Annotated in this window: 14 protein-coding genes; all 14 read left to right on the top strand. The window is 42.2% G+C overall.

Going from position 1 to position 21,360, the window contains the following annotated elements; translation table 11 throughout:
- Positions 1-305: 305 nt before the first annotated feature.
- The 14 genes from LJ658_RS01945 to LJ658_RS01880 all read left to right on the top strand — a co-directional run bounded on the left by LJ658_RS01945 (position 306) and on the right by LJ658_RS01880 (position 21,356).
- Positions 306-1,409 (top strand): substrate-binding domain-containing protein, encoded by a 1,104-nt coding sequence (locus tag LJ658_RS01945; protein ID WP_230544770.1) that lies wholly within the window; start codon positions 306-308, stop codon positions 1,407-1,409.
- A 112-nt stretch (positions 1,410-1,521) separates the two neighbouring features.
- Positions 1,522-2,157: a carbohydrate-binding family 9-like protein gene (locus tag LJ658_RS01940; RefSeq protein ID WP_230544769.1), complete on the top strand. Its 636-nt coding sequence runs from the start codon at positions 1,522-1,524 to the stop codon at positions 2,155-2,157.
- A 200-nt stretch (positions 2,158-2,357) separates the two neighbouring features.
- Positions 2,358-3,470, top strand: coding sequence for an acyltransferase family protein (locus tag LJ658_RS01935; RefSeq protein WP_230544768.1), 1,113 nt, complete (start codon positions 2,358-2,360; stop codon positions 3,468-3,470).
- Positions 3,471-3,527: 57 nt separating this feature from the next.
- A complete protein-coding gene (locus tag LJ658_RS01930) occupies positions 3,528-5,033 on the top strand; it encodes a DUF4832 domain-containing protein (protein ID WP_230544767.1) in 1,506 nt (501 codons plus the stop codon).
- A 19-nt stretch (positions 5,034-5,052) separates the two neighbouring features.
- Positions 5,053-6,093: a UDP-glucose 4-epimerase GalE gene (galE, locus tag LJ658_RS01925; RefSeq protein ID WP_230544766.1), complete on the top strand. Its 1,041-nt coding sequence runs from the start codon at positions 5,053-5,055 to the stop codon at positions 6,091-6,093.
- 8 nt (positions 6,094-6,101) lie between these two features.
- Complete coding sequence (locus LJ658_RS01920) at positions 6,102-8,087, top strand: hypothetical protein (RefSeq protein ID WP_230544765.1); 1,986 nt, start codon at positions 6,102-6,104, stop codon at positions 8,085-8,087.
- Positions 8,088-8,234: 147 nt separating this feature from the next.
- Positions 8,235-9,386, top strand: coding sequence for a phosphotransferase enzyme family protein (locus LJ658_RS01915; RefSeq protein ID WP_230544764.1), 1,152 nt, complete (start codon positions 8,235-8,237; stop codon positions 9,384-9,386).
- Between the two features lie 42 nt (positions 9,387-9,428).
- Positions 9,429-11,360 carry a glucosamine-6-phosphate deaminase gene (nagB, locus tag LJ658_RS01910; RefSeq protein ID WP_230544763.1) on the top strand — a complete coding sequence of 644 codons (1,932 nt, stop codon included), beginning with the start codon at positions 9,429-9,431 and terminating at the stop codon, positions 11,358-11,360.
- Between the two features lie 2 nt (positions 11,361-11,362).
- Positions 11,363-12,748, top strand: a complete 1,386-nt coding sequence (glmM, locus tag LJ658_RS01905; RefSeq protein ID WP_230544762.1) for a phosphoglucosamine mutase — start codon at positions 11,363-11,365, stop codon at positions 12,746-12,748.
- A 392-nt stretch (positions 12,749-13,140) separates the two neighbouring features.
- Positions 13,141-14,259 (top strand): phosphotransferase enzyme family protein, encoded by a 1,119-nt coding sequence (locus LJ658_RS01900; protein WP_230544761.1) that lies wholly within the window; start codon positions 13,141-13,143, stop codon positions 14,257-14,259.
- 140 nt (positions 14,260-14,399) lie between these two features.
- Positions 14,400-17,549: a TonB-dependent receptor gene (locus LJ658_RS01895; RefSeq protein WP_230544760.1), complete on the top strand. Its 3,150-nt coding sequence runs from the start codon at positions 14,400-14,402 to the stop codon at positions 17,547-17,549.
- 22 nt (positions 17,550-17,571) lie between these two features.
- Positions 17,572-19,035: a RagB/SusD family nutrient uptake outer membrane protein gene (locus tag LJ658_RS01890; protein ID WP_230544759.1), complete on the top strand. Its 1,464-nt coding sequence runs from the start codon at positions 17,572-17,574 to the stop codon at positions 19,033-19,035.
- 49 nt (positions 19,036-19,084) lie between these two features.
- The gene (locus tag LJ658_RS01885) at positions 19,085-20,476 is read left to right on the top strand and encodes a DUF4832 domain-containing protein (RefSeq protein ID WP_230544758.1); all 1,392 of its coding nucleotides are present in this window, start codon (positions 19,085-19,087) and stop codon (positions 20,474-20,476) included.
- A 19-nt stretch (positions 20,477-20,495) separates the two neighbouring features.
- On the top strand, positions 20,496-21,356 hold the full coding sequence (locus LJ658_RS01880; RefSeq protein ID WP_230544757.1) for a PKD domain-containing protein: 861 nt from the start codon (positions 20,496-20,498) through the stop codon (positions 21,354-21,356).
- Positions 21,357-21,360 lie beyond the last annotated feature (4 nt).

Raw genomic sequence — 21,360 nt, 5'->3', positions numbered from 1 at the left:
TAGGCATTTGTTTTATAATTAAAAGTCCACGCAAGGCATGTAGAAAAGGGAGGGCGATGTTACGCCCGTTTTTAAGTTTCGATTGATCGGGTTAATTTTAAATCAAAGTTTGATAAGAAAAAAGTTAATCTATATTTTTAGCCGTGAACAACCTTGCTTTCAGTATTTATTTCATTACTTTGTCTGATTTTAGCGCAATAAATATTAGCAGGTGTTAAGGTGTCTTTACCCGCGTCTTAAATTAATGCTGATTTATAATGATGAATGGATAACTTATTCAGTGCTTTGACTTTTAATACTAACAAATGAAAAAAGAACGCCCGCAGAAAAACACTATTGTCCGCATAAAAGACATCGCGCTTAAAGCCGAGGTTTCTACAGGAACGGTTGATCGGGTTATTCATAACAGGGGCAGAGTTGCAGAAGACGTAAAGAACCGGGTATTAAAGATTATCAAAGAGTTAAACTACGAACCTAACCTGATGGCCCGGATGCTGGGGTCGAAAAAGGAATATCATTTTGCCGCCTTATTTCCGGATCATAATTATGACGCATTCTGGACCGCTCCAAAATCCGGGATTGAAAAAGCCGAACAGGATTTTAAGCAATACAATGTGTTTGTAGAGCAATACGTGTTTAATCCGCAGGATGTTGATGATTATGTAAAAAAAGCTACTGAACTAACCCGTAGAAAACCGGATGGCATTTTATTATCGCCGATCTACTATAAAGAGACATTGCCATTTTTTGAAAAATGGAAGGCCGATAATATACCCTTCGTATTATTCAATACCCAGATCGCCGATTTTGATCCACTGAGTTATATTGGGCAGGATTCTTATCAAAGCGGGTTGCTGGCGGCTAAGCTGGCTCATTATGGTAATCCGGATGCTTGCTCCATGCTTATTGCCCACATTGACGAAAAGATAAGTAATGCCCAGCATCTGGTTAAAAAAGAGCAGGGTTTTAGAAACTATTTTGCTCAAAATAACCTCGACCATAAATATAAGATCCTGAATGTTGAGCTTACACGTTCAAGCCAGTCTAACTTTATTAAAAGCCTGGATGCGCTGATTGAAAATACATTTGACCTGAAACTGATCTTTGTCACAACATCACAGGCTTATGATATAGCCAAATACCTTGAGCAGCGGCATATTAACCATATTAAACTTATTGGTTATGACCTGATACCGCCCAACCTTCATTATTTGAACAATGGGGCTATCAGTTTTCTCATCAATCAAAACCCCAAAGGGCAGGGCTATTGGGGTATTTATCAACTGGCCGAATATCTGGTATTTAAAAAGGAAGTTCCTATTATTAAATACCTGCCTTTGGATGTAGTGACCAAGGAAAACCTTAATTATTTCCTGGACGAGAAGGACCAGCTGTTCATCGAGATTTAAAAAAAACAATTTTTATACGATAGTATTGTTTGTTTCCCAAACAAGTTTAAATTTGTGCCCGAACACGCAATAATTAAATTGCGTATTTCGTCTTTTCGATTAATTCAAGATAATGACCAAGCAGTTTGATTGTCAATTTATTCCAGTTGAAAAACTAGCAGAATCTGTTGAATTGCTATTGAATAATAGTCCGCAGCAAGCAATTGACAACCTGTTGTGGAGCGACAACGGTTATTTTCCGCGAGTTGTATTTAGTATGGCTTATACTGACCATAGTCTCCTTTTAAAATATTTTGTAAAAGAAAAATATGCAATAGCCAGGCATACCCGAGTTAATGACCTGGTATATAAAGATAGCTGTGTAGAATTTTTTGTGTCTTTTGATAACGGCATTAATTATTATAATCTTGAGTTTAACTGTATAGGTACGCCCTATGCCGCTTATGGCCCGGATAAATTTAACCGGGTAGAACTTCCGGTTGATGAGGTGAAGCGGATAAAAGTTTCTACACAAATGAATAACGTTGGTAAAGAGGGTATTAGCGAATGGGAAATTACACTTGATATACCTTTCGGCGTATTTGTCTATCACAATATCACCTCGCTCAGGGATGCAGAATGTAAAGCCAATTTTTATAAATGCGGCGATGAAACGCCTGATCCCCATTACTTAAGCTGGAACAATATTTTAAGTACAGAACCGAACTTCCATGCGCCCGAATACTTCGGAACGGTAAATTTCATATAGCTTATTTGGCGATATTTATTCGCACGCTATAGTTTAGGAATTTGCTAAAACCAGATTAAGAAAATATTTTTTCTAAAAATGTGTGCGAACACGCAAAAGTTATATATATTTGATTTAACGATTAAATGATGCTCGATATTGATTTTTAAGATTTTATAAATGATCTGTATTTTAAAGACAATTTGTTGATTGATTAGTATATGGAGGACGAGGTTAAAATACCAACCAATCGCCTGGTTTCACTTGATGTGATGCGTGGCCTTATCATGATCCTGCTTGCCGGCGAAAGCTGCACAGTTTGGGAGTCATTAAGGAATATGCACCTGGGGAAGGGGGCAGATATGGTTATAGACCAATTTTTCCATCATCCATGGCATGGCCTGCACCTTTGGGATCTGGTGCAGCCTGCCTTTATGTTAATGGCCGGTTCGGCTATGTACATATCCTATCAGTCAAAATTAAAAAAAGGCATAACCTGGGAACAAAACTTTAAACACATTGCCATACGGGCCATAAAGCTATTTTTATTAGGTACTGGCCTTCATTGTATTTATGCGGGCAAATTGGTGTTCGAGCTGTGGAACGTGCTTACGCAGCTTTCTTTTACCACTATAATAGCTTATTTGATCATTAACAGGTCATTCTGGTTCCAGATCGGATTTACGGTTGCATTGTTGGTGATAACCGAAATTTTATACCGCACCGTCCTTATGCCGGGTTTTAATCAGCCTTTTGTGGAATCCCATAATTTTGGCGCCTACCTGGATACTGTGCTCATGGGTAAAGTTAATTCGGACGGATGGGTAGCCATTAATATTATACCCACTGCGGCACATACTATCTGGGGCGTGCTGGCCGGTAAATTATTAATATCGCCGATAACCGCTAAAAAGAAAATATCTTATTTAATAATAGCCGGCATAACCGGTCTGGTTATAGGTTTCGGACTTGACGCGACAAATATTACCCCTATTATAAAAAGGATCAGTACCAGCTCTTTCGCATTGGCATCCGGCGGTTGGGTATTGCTATTAATGGCATTCTTATACTGGTTGGTGGATATTAAACACGTTAACCGGTGGGTGTGGATCTTTACGGTAGTGGGTATGAATGCTATTTTTCTATACTTGTTTTTTGAAACCGTTGGCGCACAGTGGTTTAATGGAGCGGTAGGCGTGTTTGTGAAGGGCGGTTTAGGCCTGGTGGGTATCGCGGGGCCAATGGTTGCACTGGCATCGGCAATAGTTACATTATTTGCCGAATGGGGCATTTGTTACTGGCTAAGCCGCAACAAGATCTTTATTAAGATATAACAAAATCCAATATAAATCGCCATGCGGAATAAACCGTTCGGCTAAAGATCCATAACTATGAAGTCATATTCAGTAGTAATAGCATTGGTATGCCTTATAGGCAGTAGCAAAAATGCAGCGGCCATGCGGGCCGATACCACTATCAACTATAGTGAAAGTACAGCGGATATCGTAAATCCTGAAAGAGGATTTTACAGGCAGCAAAATATTTTTGCGTCGAATTATGTGCCCCTGGATAAAAATACTTTGATAGGTTACCGCACCAATCAAAAAGTTAATAAGGCTTTATATTCGGTATCAAGCAGTTTGGTTTACGTAGAATATATATTGGATAGTTTTATCAAAACGCCGATATCTGCTAGCTTTTTGAAGAATTTTAACCAGGATTGCGCCACCGCCCGCGCAGCGGGAGTAAAGCTTATTGTGCGGTTTTGCTATGTTAATAAAGCTCATGGCGGCAATTGCGGCGATGGTATTTGCCCGCCTTATGGTGATGCCTCAAAGCCTGTTGTACTTAATCACATTAAACAGTTAAAGCCTTATCTGCAACAAAATGTAGATATCATCGCCTGTATGCAAATGGGTTTTATAGGCATCTGGGGCGAAAATTATTACTCTGATTATTTTGGCGATGCTTCAAATAGCGGCAATGGCAGGGTGCTTGACAGCAACTGGCGCGACCGTACAGCGGTACTCAAAGCGTTGCTAAACGCATTACCAAAATCCAGGATGATACAGGTGCGCGTTCCACAATTAAAACAACGGTATGTATATGGAGTTTCGGCAGGCGTGCAATCTGCAGCGCTTAATGAGGCAGAAGCATTCAGTGGTACAGATAAGGCCCGAATAGGGTTTCATAACGACTGCTTTTTATCAGGGCCGACAGACTATGGCACTTATAATGATTACGGCAATTCATCATCGCCACAAAAAGATGCAACACCAGCTTTAAGAGAGTTTGAAATGGCTGACAGCCGGTACACGGTTGTAGGTGGCGAAACCTGTGACGATACGTTTAGCCCCCAAAATGATTGCGGACCGACAGGACGTGCACAGCAGGAGTTTGCAGGCTTTCACTATAGTTTCCTTAATTCGGCTTATAACACTACAGTAAATGATGATTGGGTTACCGGTGGCTGTATGGATGAGATCAAACAGAAAATGGGTTACCGCTTTGTATTGCGCTCGGCAACGATTTCAACCAGGGTAAAAAAAGGCGGCACTATCCGGGTTGCTTTAAATATTCAAAATGTCGGCTACGCTTCGCCCTATAATGCCAGGCCGGTACAACTGGTACTGAAGAACAAAGCCGACGGCAAAGTAACCGCAATCACTTTTAAAACCGATATCCGCAGGTGGTTTACCGGGACCATAGATCTGCATCAAAACCTGGCTTTACCCGCCGGTTTAAAGCCGGGCCGTTATGAGGTTTACCTCAATATGCCCGATGCTGCCGCGCGTATTTCGGCAAGGCCTGAGTATAGCATCCAATTAGCCAACCAGGATCTATGGGAAGCAGGAACAGGCTATAATAAACTGAACGCGATCATACAAGTGAATTAAACAATTAGATAAATAAAGGATGAGTATTTTAAAAAAAGGTAAAATATTGGTTACGGGTGGCACAGGTTATATTGGTGCGCACACGGTTGTTGAACTGCAGCAAAATGGTTATGAGGTTGTAATTATAGATAACCTCTCTAACTCCAACATCAAAATTATCGATCAGATTAAAACCATTACGGGTATTACACCAACTTTTGAAAAACTCGATCTGAGGGATAAAACAAACGTATTTGATTTCGTCAAATCGCAGCCCGATCTGGAAGGCATCATTCATTTTGCGGCTTCCAAATCTGTAGGCGAATCGGTTAAAGATCCTTTACTTTACTATGATAACAATATCTGTACTTTGGTAAACCTGCTTAATGCCATTAAAGGCAGGCCCGTTAACTTCGTATTTTCTTCATCATGTACTGTTTACGGCGAGCCGGACGCGTTGCCCGTAAATGAGTTGGCGCCGGTAAAAACGGCAGAATCGCCGTATGGCAATACCAAACAAATTGGTGAGGAGATATTAAGAGAAACGGCCAATGCAGGCAACGGGTTGAAGGTGATCGCCCTGCGTTATTTTAACCCGGTGGGTGCCCATGCTTCGGCATTAATTGGCGAATTACCTATCGGTGTGCCGCAAAACCTGGTGCCTTTTATAACCCAATCGGCTATTGGCAAACGAGGACAACTAACCGTCTACGGTGATGATTACGACACTTCCGATGGCAGCTGCATCCGCGATTATATTCACGTGGTCGACCTGGCTAAAGCTCATGTGGCTGCCATTAAACGTATGGAAGCCGGACAAATGGACGCGGTTTACGAAACTTTTAATGTAGGCACGGGTAAGGGTAATTCGGTATTGGAAGTGGTAAATGCTTTTGAACGGGTAACTGGTGTAAAGCTTGATTACCGCATTGGCGACCGTCGCGAAGGAGATATTATCAAGATCTGGGGCGATGTTACCAAATCGCAAAACAAACTGAACTGGACCGCTCAATTGGGCCTTGACGAAATGCTGGCATCTGCCTGGGCATGGGAAAAATATATAAATGAAAATCCTTTTTAACAACGATAATGACCGATCTTAAAAAATCCATTTTAGCAGGTTTTGTCTGCTTTTTTTTAGGCTTGCAAAATAGCGGTGCACAGGTAACCTACCCCGGTATCGCTCCCGGCAATGCAACTATTAAAAAGCAAAACGGCACGGTAATATTGCAAAACAGGGTGCTTAGTCTCTGTTTTAAAAATAAAGGAGGAAAACTGACACTGGTTGCTTTTCAGGATAAGCAAAATCATCAGCAACTGACGCTGAATATGCCTGTTTTTGAACTTGCGCTGGCAGATGGGTCGATTGTTAATTCCAATGATTTTAGGGTGAATGGCCTGTCAGTTTTAAATGATAAAACAGCCAGAAAAATTTGTACTGCTGACCTGCAAAGCGCCGGGTTGGGCTTAAAGGTACACTGGGAGGCCTCCCTTTGCAATAATGATAATTTTGTAAAACAGGTATTTACCTTTTATGCTAAAGATTCAGTCAAAATTAGCAAAGTCACCCTGGTAAAATTGCCTGCTTCGGTGGCTGCCAAAAAAGTAGGTACGGTAGACGGATCGCCGTTGATATATCGTAATATGTTCTTTTCGGTCGAGCATCCGATGAGTCAGACATTAGCAAATAAAACATATACAACGGCCTATTTGCCACGCTTGGAAGCTTTACGTTCAGGCAGCCTGCTAAGCATATCCTCTGTATTCGGTGTTGTGCCTGCCGGGCAATTGCGCAGGGGATTTTTATACTACGTAGAAAACGAGCGTGCGCACCCTTATCGGCAGGTATTGCACTATAACTCCTGGTTTGATCTGTCGTGGGTCGACCGGAAATTGAGCGACAGCGTTTGCCTGGACCGCATAAAAGTATTTACCGACAGTCTCATCAGCAAAAGGGCCGTAAAGCTGGACGCCTTTTTGTTTGATGACGGCTGGGATGATAATAAAAGCCTTTGGCAATTCAACCCGGGTTTCCCTCGGGGATTTGCCAATTTAAGCAAAGCAACCAAAGCCGTAAACGCAAAATTAGGCGTTTGGATCTCGCCATGGGGAGGATATGATGATCCTAAGGCGCAACGGCTGGCATTTGGTAAAAAGCAAAACCCTCCGTTTGAGACTAATGAAAATGGCTTCTCATTAACCGGCCCGGTTTATTATAACCGTTTCAGGGATGTCACCTTATCATTTATTAAAAACTATAACGTGTCCATGTTTAAGTTTGACGGGGTAGGAGCGGGCAACGGCGCCAATGGTGCAAGCATTACTTATCAAAAAGATATCGAAGCATTTTTAAAGCTCATTACCGAGCTGCGAAGCAACAAGCCCGACCTGTACCTGAGCCTTACCGTAGGCACCTGGCCATCGGTTTATTGGCTTAAATATGGGGATGCAATCTGGCGCGCCGGTGACGATACGGGTCTTGCCGGCGACGGCGCTAAAAGGCAGCAATGGATAACCTACAAAGACGCGCAGGCTTATAAAAACATTGTAAAACGCGCGCCGCTTTTCCCGCTTAATTCCATCATGTACCATGGTATTTGTATTGCCGATAACGGGCTGCCCGGCAAACTTGAAATGGACGACAAGGATGTAACTGACGAGATTTGGGCATTTTTTGGAACCGGAACGGGCTTGCAGGAGCTTTATGTAAATCCACATAAGCTAAATAGTAATGATTGGAACTGTATTCGCGACGCGGCAAACTGGTCAAAAGCCAACAAGAAACAATTGGCGGACATACATTGGGTGGGTGGCGACCCTGCAAGGGGCCAGCCTTATGGTTACGCTGGTTGGGCCGATAAAAAAGGCGTGCTTACTTTACGTAACCCAACTGCTTTACCACAGTCCATAATCATTAACGTGAGGGAAATATTTGAAATACCTTCAGATTTAAGCGGCAACTATAGTTTCTATAATGTCCGTACACAGTCTAAGGAAAAAATTTATTCCGGGGGCGCTATTGTCGTAAAGCTCGCGCCTTACGAAGTGAAAGTCATGAACGCCAAATCTTTATAGCAAACCAAACCCATGATGTAATTTTTTTAATAAAATAATTATCAAAATATGCGTGCTCGTACACGCAAAAATGTGTTATATTTGTACAGGAAACTTTTTATAATCTTCAAGACGCCTTTATAGTTTTGAATTACAGGATTTTTAGTAATGGATAACATAGCAGCAGCTTATAATTTCGCAGACATCATTGCAGAATTTAACACCGGAGGAGGTGAATTTGATATAAACGTCTTTGGCTCCGGGCATATCAATGACACATTTATTATTAGGTCGAAAGCCAGAAAAGGAGTGGATTTCCTTCTTCAAAAAATTAATCATTTTGTTTTTAAGGACATAGACAGCCTGATGAACAATATGGTGTATGTTACCAATCATCTTAAAGAAAAAATAGCCAAAATCGGCCACCCCGAAAAAGAGGTGCTGACCCTTATCAAGTGCAATAATGGTAAATACTATTATCAGGATGCACAAGAAAACTACTGGCGCATGACCAATTTCCTGCATAACACAAAGAGTTATGACCTGGTTACCAATGTTAAACAGGCCCAACAGGGTGGCGTAGCTTTTGGAAGGTTTCAAAATTTATTATGCGATCTGCATCCCGATTTGCTGGTAAGCACTATCCCCGATTTTTTGAATATAGAAAAACGGCTAAATGACTTTAACAAAGCGATAAAAAATAACAGTGTGCAAAGATCAGCGTCGGTAATGGAAGAAGTCGGGTTTTTGCTGAGCCGCGCCGATAGTATGAATGAGATATTGCAGTTGGGTAGGGCCGGGGTACTTCCGCTTCGTATTACGCATAATGATACGAAGTTTAACAATATCCTGCTTGACCAGGCCGACGAAATTCAATGCGTTATTGACCTGGATACTGTAATGCCCGGTTATGTGGCCTATGATTTTGGCGATGCTATTCGCAGTATTATAAATACCGCGCCCGAGGATGAAAAAAACCTTGATGCCATACAATTAAATATCCCGTTGTTTGAAGGATTTGCTAAAGGGTATTTAAGCCAAACTATTTCATTCTTAACAGATGCTGAATTAAAGTCGCTGATGATGGGCGTATTGTTATTGCCCTATATGCAGGCGGTGCGTTTTTTAACAGACTACCTGGAGGGCGATGTTTATTACAAAACCCGGTTTGCGGAGCACAACCTGCAGCGCACACGTGCGCAGATACAACTGCTTAAGATGCTAGAGATGAATAAAGAAAAGCTAAGCAGTATCATACAAAACGAATGGTTAAATCTTAAAAATACATTAAAAACCGGAACCCAAATGATTGCCGGCTAACAGATATAAATAAATCACCTTCTTATCATCACAATTTAAACTATGCCACGCTTAAATCTTTTAGAAGAAACACGATTCGAAAAATTGCCTGTTAAGGTTTATTCAGACATGCTTACCGCGTCAAAAGCTGTGGCGCAACGTATAGCAGGTATTATCAAACAAAAATTGCAAAATGGTGAAAAGGTAATACTTGGCCTGGCTACGGGTGTAACACCAATAGCGGTGTATAATGAATTGGTCCGGTTGCACCGCGAAGAAGGGTTGAGCTTTAAAAACGTGGTTACCTTTAACCTGGATGAATATTATCCGATGAGCCCCGAAGCGCCGCAAAGCTATAAGGTGTTTATGTACAAGCATCTGTTTAGCCATGTAGATATTGATCCGGAAAACGTGCATATCCCTGACGGCGCTTTGGCGCAGGACGATATAGCCGCGTTTTGTTTGGATTATGAACAAAAAATGACCGCTTATGGCGGACTGGATCTGCAAATTCTGGGTATAGGCCGTACCGGGCACATTGGCTTTAACGAGCCGGGATCGGCTCCCAATTCAGGTACGCGCCTGGTAACATTAGATGAGCTTACCCGCAGCGATGCGGCGCATGACTTTGGTGGCAAGGCCAACGTACCTGCTAAAGCCATAACCATGGGTATAGGTACCATATTTAAGGCCCGCGAAATAATATTGATGGCCTGGAATGCCAAAAAGGCCGATATCATCAAAAAAGCAGTGGAAGGTGAGATCTCGGCTGATATACCGGCTACTTATCTGCAACATTCTGATCATGTAGAATTTGTGTTGGATACCGCTGCCGCTTCGGCACTTACCCGGTTTGATACGCCGTGGCTGGTAAAGGATTGTGTATGGGATGAGCAGTTAATAAAAAAAGCGGTGATATGGCTCGCCAAGACACTTAACAAACCCATATTAAAGCTAACTGACGATGATTATAACAATCACGGTATGGCACAACTGGCAACAGAAAAGGGTCCGGTTTATAATATCAACATCCATATTTTTAATAAACTTCAGCATACCATAACTGGCTGGCCGGGTGGCAAACCTAACGCTGATGATACCCAGCGCCCCGAAAGGGCCGAACCGGCAAGTAAGCGTGTTATTGTGTTTTCGCCACATCCTGATGATGACGTGATCTCTATGGGAGGTACTTTTATCCGCCTGGCCGACCAGGGGCATGACGTGCATGTGGCTTACCAAACATCTGGCAATACCGCTGTGTGGGATGACGATGCTTTGCGTTTTGTGGAATTTGCTATTGATTTTTCCCGCTCACAAAATATCGACGATAAAAAGCTGGCGGCTATTTACGCAGACATGCGTGGCTTTCTGCAAACAAAACAGCCAAACCAGCGCGACCCGCAGGAAGTTGAAATAATAAAAGGTTTGATCCGCAAAGGCGAAGCCATAGCAGGTGCCCGGTTTGTAGGCCTTGACGATAAGCACATTCATTTTCAAAACCTACCGTTTTATGATAAGCGCAAAACGAGCAAGGAAGTATCATATGAGGATGATATCCTACAAACCATGGTGCTCCTGCAGCAGGTTAAACCCCACCAGATTTATTCGGCCGGAGACTTTGCCGATCCGCATGGCACCCATAAAACCTGTTTTGATATTTTGCATGAATCATTAAAGCGCCTTGGCACAAACGAGGATTGGGTTAAAGATTGCTGGCTGTGGCTGTACCGCGGTGCCTGGCATGAGTTTGAAACCCATGAAATAGAAATGTGTGTGCCTTTATCGCCGAAAGAAGTAGAACGTAAGCGCGAAGCTATTTTTAAGCACCAATCGCAAAAGGACAGGCCGGTTTTCCCGGGTGATGATGCAAGAGAGTTTTGGATGAGGGCAGAAGACCGCACCAGCGAAACTGCAAATATTTATAATCAACTCGGCCTTGCCGAGTATGAAGCGATGGAAGCATTTGTGAGATTTAAATTTAATAACACCCTGTAATAATGACACTTATAAAATCAATCTCAGGTATCAGAGGCACCATTGGCGGTAACGCCGGAGACGGGCTAACGCCAGCCGATATTGTAAAGTACACAGCTGCTTATGGTCGTTGGGTTATTGAAACTACCCGTAACCGCAAGGTAGTTATAGGGCGCGATGCGCGGATCTCCGGGCAAATGGTAAATCACCTGGTAACCGGCACTTTAATGGGATTAGGTATCAGCGTGACAGATCTTGGCCTTTCAACTACGCCGACGGTTGAGATTGCCGTACCTGACGAGCAGGCAGGTGGTGGAATTATTATAACCGCCAGCCATAATCCTAAACAATGGAACGCCCTTAAGCTACTCAATTTTAAAGGCGAGTTCATCAATGATGACGAAGGTAAAAGGGTACTTGAGCTTGCCGAAGATACCAATTGGCAGTTTGCCGGCGTAGATAATTTAGGTAAGGTAACCAATGATGATTCATACCTGCGAAAACATATTGATAAAATCCTGGCCCTGCCGTTGATTGATATTACCGCAATAAAAGCAGCTGATTTTAAAGTAGTTATTGATTGTGTAAATTCTACCGGTGGTATTTTTTTGCCGCCGTTGCTTAATGCTTTGGGCGTAACGCAGATTGAAGAACTATACTGCGTACCAAACGGTGATTTTCCGCATGAGCCTGAGCCGCTGCCAGAGAACCTTACTGCCATTTCGGCAAAGGTTTTGGAAGTAAAGGCTGATTTGGGAATTGTAGTGGATCCTGACGTTGACCGTTTGTGTTTTGTAAACGAAGACGGCAGTATGTTTGGCGAGGAATATACCCTGGTGGCCATAGCCGATTATATTTTACAGCATACGCCCGGCAACACGGTTTCTAACCTGTCGTCAACCCGCGCCCTGCGTGATGTTACCGGGAACCACGGCGGAACCTATGAAGCTTCGGCTGTTGGCGAGGTTAACGTCGTAACGAAAATGAAAGCAGTTAACGCGGTAATAGGTGGCGAAGGCAATGGCGGAATTATTTATCCCGAACTGCATTATGGCCGGGACGCGCTGGTAGGTATCGCGTTGTTTTTAAGCCATTTGGCTAAATCAAAAAAAACGATATCCGCTTTAAGGCAAGCCTATCCGGCATATTATATCTCAAAAAATAAGATCACGCTGAAAGAAGGGATGGATATCGATGGCTTATTGAAAAAGGTAGAAGCAAAATATCAGCAGCAACCATACAGTACTATTGACGGTTTAAAAATAGAGTTTGGAAAGAAATGGGTACATCTGCGCAAATCAAACACAGAACCGGTGATCAGGATCTATACAGAATCTGATTCGATGCAAAGTGCTGATGAACTGGCTCAAAATATCATCGACGATATTCAGAATTATCCCGGCAATTGAGGCCTGGTAAATGTTAATCTATAAAAAGGTTGTTAAAGTTATTTAATAACCTTTTTTGTTTGAAGTAAGTTGGCTTTGAGCAGGAAAGATATATCGCAGTTTATTTAATCGGTTATTCAAATCTGCCTGCATTTTTCTAATAAAAACCTCCGGAAAATTGTAAATGTGTCCGGTTACGGCATGTTGTTAAAGTCAATTTTATATTAAATCAAGCTTATTTACGGTATGTGTGGATTTATTTTTACATAACGTTAACTTTTTTTTAAAATAAATTTGCATTTGTGTGTGCGAACACACTATATTTAGGAAATATATAACAAACTGATATATAGTATTTAAGTGTACGAACACATAATTGTATTTTATCAGTAAAAGCAACCAAAAGATATTTAATGGACACACCTAATTTTGATATAGCTGCTATTGCGCTTAAATTCCAAATAACAGGAGGGATCTCTGAAGTGCGGAAATATGGAACCGGTCATATAAATGATACTTTCCTATTAAAAAACAGCAATGCGGCTGATCCCGATTATTTATTGCAACGGATCAATCATCAGGTGTTTAAAGATGTGTTGGGTTTGATGGAAAATATCGCCAGGGTAACGGCTCATCTTCAAAGTAAACTTACCCCGGGTACCAATCAAAAATTATTACAGCTTATTGATACCAAAGATGGCGGATGCTTTTACCGGGACGGTGACAATAACTACTGGCGGCTTTATTTTTTTATCCCCGGTTCCAGGAGTTATGATGTGGCAGAAACAACGCGACAAGCCTATGAAGCGGGTATGGCATTCGGCCGTTTTCAGTCGACGCTGTCGGATATGGATCCGGCGCTGTTATCAGAGACGATTGTCGATTTTCATAATATCCAGAAACGGCTTAAAGATTTTCACGAGGCGGTGCAGGTTAATAAAGCAAGCCGGGTTTCGGCAGTGAGCGCCGAGATAGATATTATTACCCGCCATGAACAGGCTATGAGTATTATTAATGAATGGGGGCAGGCTGGTTTATTACCTAAACGGATTACCCATAATGATACCAAATTAAACAATGTTTTGTTTGACGCGGATGACAATGCCATCTGTGTAATAGACCTGGATACGGTCATGACCGGTTACGTGGCCTATGATTTTGGTGATGCCATCAGGACAATTACCAACACCGCTGCCGAAGACGAGCCTGATCTGGAAAAAATACAGGTTAACACAGATCTGTTTAAGGCTTATACCGAAGGCTATCTTAAAACGGCAGGTAGTTTTCTTACCGAAAAAGAAGTAGAATCGCTTTCATGGGGAATGTTGCTTTTGCCTTATATGCAGGGGGTGCGGTTTTTAACCGATTATCTGCAAGGTGATACCTATTTTAAAATAGAGTATCCTGATCATAACCTGATACGCGCCAAAGCACAGTTTAGCCTATTTACAAAATTATATGAACAAAGCCCGCAGTTACGGCAGATCATCACAGAAACCGTAGCTGCTTACAAAGATATTTTACAGGAATAATACATAACTATCACATAATTAATGAATTAACTTTTACTAACGTACCACCTAAAAAACCAAGTATGGATAACAATTATTTACACAAAATGAAGCTCTTTTTTGCGGTCATATTGCTTTTAAACTTGCAGTATTTACCCGCAATGGCTAAAAGCTTAGCCAGGGGCATAGCTGATGAACGCCGGCAGGCCCCCATCAGCGGGACGGTAACCGACGCAAAAGGGGAGCCGCTTCCCGGCGTGGTTGTATCTGTTAAAAATGGTACAGCGGCTACCACAACCGATGTAAAAGGAAACTTTTCTATCGAGGCTAACGTTGGTGATGTATTGGTGATTAAGCTAATTGGTTTCACAACCAAAGAGATCCCCGTTACCGGCAACACCGCTTTAAACGTCACGCTGGAAGAATCAAATACCGGCCTTAATGAGGTTGTGGTTATTGGTTATGGTACCCAAAAGAAACGGGATCTTACCGGTGCTGTGTCATCTGTAAAAACAAGTGACCTGGTTCTTGGGCAAGGCCCCGAGATTGGTAACATGCTGAAAGGTAAAATTGCTGGTGTAACTATAGTACAAAACAGCGCGCAGCCGGGGGGAGGCTTGGATATATTAGTGCGCGGTAACGGCAATGGTAATGGCCCCGTACACGGCAGTTCAGAGCCGCTATATGTTGTTGATGGGTTCCCTATTTCAGATTTGACACAACCGTCAACAAATGGAAAGTATGATGCAGGTACCCAAAGTGTTTTAACATCATTTAATCCCAATGATATCGAATCTATTGAAGTGTTAAAGGATGCGAGTGCCACTGCCATATATGGCTCACGTGCGGCTAGCGGGGTTATTTTGATAACCACCAAACATGGTGCCGATGGCAAAGCGAAGGTTGATTATTCGGCAAACTATACCTATCAGAAATTTAAAAATCCGTTTGACGTGCTGCCCCTGAATGAGTGGATGCAGGTAAGAAACGAACAAGGGCAGGAGCAATGGAATTTTGACAACCATGTTGCGCCTTACGGGACTACAACAGTGGCAGAGGCTATCGCGACAAGTGGGCCTTATCGTAAACTGTATACCCAAAATGCAATCAACAATGTGGGCAGAGGTACCGATTGGATAAAATTGGTTACGCGCAACGGAGCCACATTGCAGCAGAACTTGTCTATTTCCGGCGGTGCCAAAGCAACCAAATATTTTGTATCAGCTAATTATTATGATCAGGATGGGGTTATTAAAAACTCGGGTTTAAAACGTTATTCGCTGCGTACCAATATAGACCAGGATTTGAGCAAGATTTTGAAACTTAGTGTTAATTTAACCGCCAGCCGGATTGACAATTTAAACAGTCAGTTAGGCGGCGATCAATACGAAAACTCAGGTGTTATTAGGGCCGCTATCCAGCAGGGGCCACACATTCAAGCTATTGACGAGGATGGAAATTACCCAATTAATCCGCAATTAGCATTACAGCCAAATCCTTACTCATTACTAACTATTACCGATAAGGGACGCGTTGAACGTTTGCTGTTAAATACATATTTAGACATTACACCTATAAAAGACCTTGTTATTAGGCTTAAAGCTGGTGTAGACAGAGGTTCTACATTACGTCAAAGTTATATACCAACATCAACCTTGGCAGGTGCTTTAGAACACGGCCGTGCATTTGTTGGCAACGCAAGTAGCGATAACTATTTATTAGAAGCAACAGCTAACTATAAAAAAACAATTGCTCACGCTCATAATTTTGAGTTGTTGGGTGGAGTTTCTAAACAAAAATTTATTGATCAAAGTTCAAGTGCAGGCGCTACAGGTTTTATTACAGATGCTTTCCTGTGGAATAATTTAGGCGCAGGTACAAATATTCAAACCCCGGCATCAGCAGGCTCTAATAATGAAATAGCATCCTATTTTGGCCGTTTTAATTATAATTATAATAGCCGCTATTTGTTTACCGCCACTGTACGTACGGACGGAGCCAGTGTGTTTGCCAGGAATCATAAATGGGGCACGTTCCCTTCGGCAGCCGTTGCATGGAACGTAGCTGAAGAGCCATTCTTTGCTAAAATGAAAAATACGGTATCGCAATTGAAGTTTAGGTTTAGCTATGGCCAAACAGGGAATGCTTCCATTGTAAGCGATAATATTCAATATAGTAATGCGTTTGCCGCTTATAGTGCTTATTCTGCTTATTTATCAGGTTCAGATACCAGGCTTACAGGTGTCTCCCTGTCAAGGCTTGAAGACCCGGACCTGAAATGGGAAACTACTACGGCTGCTAACTTAGGTTTAGACTTCTCGCTTTTTAACGGCAGGGTTGACGGATCGGTCGAAGTATTCCGTAATGTTGTTTCAGATCTTCTGGATGTTAAAAAACTCAACTCATACCAGGAGATCAATACCATTCTCTACAATGTTGGTAAAACATTGGGCAAGGGGATTGAGGTAAGCATCAATGTTCGAAATATTAAAACAGAAAACTTTCAATGGAGAACATTATACACTTTCTCAAAATATAAAAACAACTGGAAAGAACGTTCGCCCGATTGGAAACCAAATGTTTATGAAAGCGCGCAAGATCCTATCCGATCAAACTATAATTATGTGTCTGATGGTATTTTACAGATTGGGGAAACGCCGCCGGTTTCGCAACCGTTATTATTACCCGGTATGATCAAAGTAAAAGACATTAACGGCTATGTACGTGACGCCCAGGGTAACCCGGTAGTTGATGCCAACGGCAGGTTCTTGAGAACAGGAAAACCGGATGGTATTATTGATAATGCAGATGAAAAGTTGTTTGGTACTACAGACCCAAGTGCTATGGCGGGTATCACCAATATTTTTACCTATAAAAGGTTCTCGCTTAATTTTGACTTTAACGGGTTGTTTGGCCGGTCAATGCAAGATCCTAATTATGTGACTTACGGTGTTAGCGCTTATGGCATATACTCTAACGGTTATAATGCTTTAAGAACCGTTAAAAACAGGTGGACACCAACAAATCCAACCAATTCTCAACCAAGTTCATTTTATGGGTTCTCTCCATATCCGGTAGGTGATTTTTTTATGGAGAATGCCTGGTTTATCAGGTTGCAAAATGTTTCTATAGGTTATGATATTCCGGTTAAATGGGCAAAAGGGGCGGTGTCTTCTATCCGTTTCCATTTAGACGGTCAAAATATTTTTGTGATAACACCTTATAAAGGTGTTGATCCTGAAACAGATTCATATACAGCAGCTTATCCTAATATCAGGTCGTTCTTAGCTGGTATAAACGTTACATTTTAATTGGAACTAAAAGATATAAAAGATGAAAAGATATAAATTAATAATCGCGTCGATCGTAGTACTACTAAGCAGTTGTACTAAGGACCTTGTGTCCATTAATTATTCGGAGATTAACCCGGCCATTTTCCCAAAAACAGCGGCAGACCTAGATGCAATGGTTAATGCTGCCTATTATCCATTAAGGGGTTCATATAGCAATGGTATTTTCTCAACCTCAGAAAAAGGTGTGATGTTTTTGTCAGATGCTACAACAGAAACATTATATGGTCCTTATGGCGACCAAAACACGGCTACGCTGCAAAGCTATCTGCCGAAGGATGCTGCCTTCACTCATTATTATGATGATTATTATAATAAGATCAGCATGATGACCAATACGATTAATCTGATCCAAAAATCAACAGTAAGTGATGATTTGAAAAAGAAAGCTATTGCCGAGGTACGCTGTGCCCGCGGACTTTTAGCCTATACCTTATTTGATTTATACGGGCCGCTGGTAATTGCCCCGCTTAGTGTTTTACAAAACCCGTTAAAAGAGGTGACACTTGCCCGTTTATCAAACCAGGAAATGGTTGATTATATTAAAGCCGACCTGGTTGCTGCGGCAGCTGATCTGCCTGCACCTGCAGAGGCTGAATACGGCAGGTTTAATAAAGCTTTGGCAAAGATGATCCAGATTAGGTTGGATCTTCATGAAAAGAACTGGGCCGAGGTTTTAACCTTATGTAATGACATTATAGGTTACGGCTATTACACGATCGATCCGAATTACGTAGGCATGTGGGATTTGGAAGGTGCCAAGAACAGTAGAGAAGTGATCTGGGCCATCCCTTGCGATTATGCAGGCACAAGCGAAAACCAATGGCAGCTGATGGTATTGCCGGCGGTGTTTGCACCGAAAGGCGGCTTCGGTACTATCCAAAGCACCTGGTATTTTTATGACAGCTTTGAAAGTAACGACAAACGCAAAACCATGCTGATAACTGAGTTTACCGGTACAGACGGCATTACGTACAACAGGGCCAACCCGGGTACGCTGATTAACTACGGGCCTATACCACTTAAAATAAACCAGGATGCTGCGCGCACCACGGGTTTAACCACTGTTGATATTATCATGTATCGCTATGCCGACGTGCTGTTATCAAAAGCAGAAGCTATCGCCAATATCTCGGGCCCTAATCAGGAAGCTATGGATTTGGTAACAACCATCCGTGCCAGAGCAGGTTTGGCAGCAAAGCCACTGGCATCATACAGTTCATTATCGCAATTTAATGACCTGATCCTTTTAGAAAGAAGTCACGAGTTTTGGTGCGAAAATGGCCAGTACCGTGCAGATTTGATCCGCATGGGCAAGTTTGTATCACGCTGTCAGGAGGTTAAGCATTCAACATTAACCAACCAATACAAAGTACTATATCCTTTTTCACCAGATCGTGTTGCCGAGGGCAAGGGTAAGTTTATCCAGAACCCGGGTTATAATTAAAATTGCTTTAAGTGATTATATTTAGATTTAGAGAACTTAAAACTATAAGATGATGAAGATGAAGAATTTTAATAAAGTGGCTGGCGCGGGCGCTATAGTTATTTTGTTGTGCTGCGGCATATTTGTAGCCTGTAAAAAAAGCAATGCCGGGGGCGGCAGCATTCCCCCGGTTGTTACCACGGATGACGGTATTAAGTTTGAACAGTCTACGGATATATTTCCAAATCCTGAGCGGGGATTTACTAAAACATATACCACAAATACCCCTTTGGATCCGGTGTCGTTAAATACTTTTCGTGTAAATCTAAATACAACACTTATAGTACGGGTTTTCTATCTGTCGGACTTCAAGAATAAAGCAATTGACCAGGCATATCTTAATTTTATCCAGACCGACCTGAATACAATACGTAATGCCGGCCTTAAAGGCGTTGTACGCTTCGCTTATACTGAAACCGATACCGATGCCCCACTTGCTATAGTTCAGCAGCATATGGACCAGCTAAAGCCCGTTCTTGAGGCTAATAAAGATGTGATAGCATTTGTTCAGGCTGGTTTTATCGGCGATTATGGCGAATGGCATGATTCCACTAACGGACTGGCCACTCCCGATAACGAAAAGACCATACTTACAAAACTGTTAAGCGTGGTGCCAACCGACATTATGGTACAGGTACGCACGCCTTTACAAAAACAGCAGGTATTTGGTACGGCCGTGGCTATTACCGCAGCGCAGGGTTACTCTGGTACTGACATTGCAAGGGTAGGACAGCACAACGATTGTTTTTTATCCAGCACCGACGACTATGGAACTTATGCAAACGTCGCGCTTGAGAAGCAATATGTTAGCAATGAAGCCTTGTATGTGCCGGTAGGTGGCGAAACCTGTCCGCCGATTGGTGGCTATTCAAGCAGTTGCGACCAGGGGCGGACCCAAATGAAATTGTTAAGATGGACCTATCTGAACATGGATTATTACCAGCCAACACTTAACGGCTGGAAAACATCCGGATGTTTTGATGAGTTTTTAAGGAACCTGGGATATCGCCTTGCACTGGTAAATGCTGTATTGCCGGCTCAGGCCGCCGTAAACGGGAATTTAAAATTGGGCATAAATATCACTAACGTAGGTTATGCGCCACTTTACAATAAAAAAACGACCAGCATCATCTTAAAAAATACAGCCACCGGTACTTATTATGAGGCACCACTTACCTATGACATCCGTGGCATAAAACCGGCCACTACAGTTAAGCTTGATGAGTCTGTAAGCCTGAACGGTATCCCAGCGGGCACTTACGCACTTTATCTGCGTATTGCAGACCAGGCACCCGGCTTAAAAGGCAGGGTAGAATATGCAGTAAGGCTAGCTAATAAAGATACCTGGGTTGTGGATAATGGCGGGATGAATGATTTGAAATCGACTTTAAAAATTATGTAATCTTTAAAATATTAAAACAATGAAAAAGAATATTATATACCTATGCTGCACGGCATTAATTATGCTGAGCATAAGCGCATGTAAAAAGAACGATCAGGGCAGCGGCACCAAGGCTGTGTTTAGTTACGTTGCCGACGGCTTTAATGTTAACTTTACCAATTTCTCGCAAAACGCGTCAGAGTATAGCTGGGATTTTGGCGATAATAGCAACGAAAAGTCAACCAAAAAATCACCGCAGCATATCTTTAAAAGTAAAGGCGACTTTTTGGTTACCTTAACCGCAAAACAGGGTTCTACAATAAGTACTTTTACCGATACAGTTAGTATCATCGGCCCCAATATTAAGATCGACGGCGATTTTACCGATTGGCAATACGTTGATTATTCGTTCACCAACACTGACGCGGTAAACGGCGGCACATTACTTGGGATAAAAACCTTCGCCTCGCCAACCGATATTAATTTTTACCTGGAAGGTACCCCGGCTATGCAATTTGCTATCATCGATATGTATATCGATGCCGATAACAATCCTAAAACCGGTTTTACAACTGGCCAGTACCCGGTAGGATCAGGTGCGGAATTTTTGCTTGAAGGCAGCCTGGCTGGCGGTTGGGGAAGTTTATACACCCATACCGGCGACCCCGCAAGCTTTTCGTTCTCGCCCATATTTGACATCGCCGATGTACTGCATTATTCAGCTATAAAAACCGTCAGCGGTAAAAATGTAATTGAGTTTTCCATCAAAAAAGACAAACTTGGCAGTTTAAAGGGAGCCATTAATTTTGCTATTGTTGAAAGTACATCCGGCTATGCGCAACTAGGTGCTATCCCTGCCAATAATTCAACCTCGTCTGGATTTTTACAGGTAAAATTATAAGACA

Source organism: Mucilaginibacter sp. UR6-11 (genome assembly GCF_020880695.1).
Lineage (GTDB): Bacteria > Bacteroidota > Bacteroidia > Sphingobacteriales > Sphingobacteriaceae > Mucilaginibacter.
This window is presented reverse-complemented; position numbering and strand designations above follow the sequence as displayed.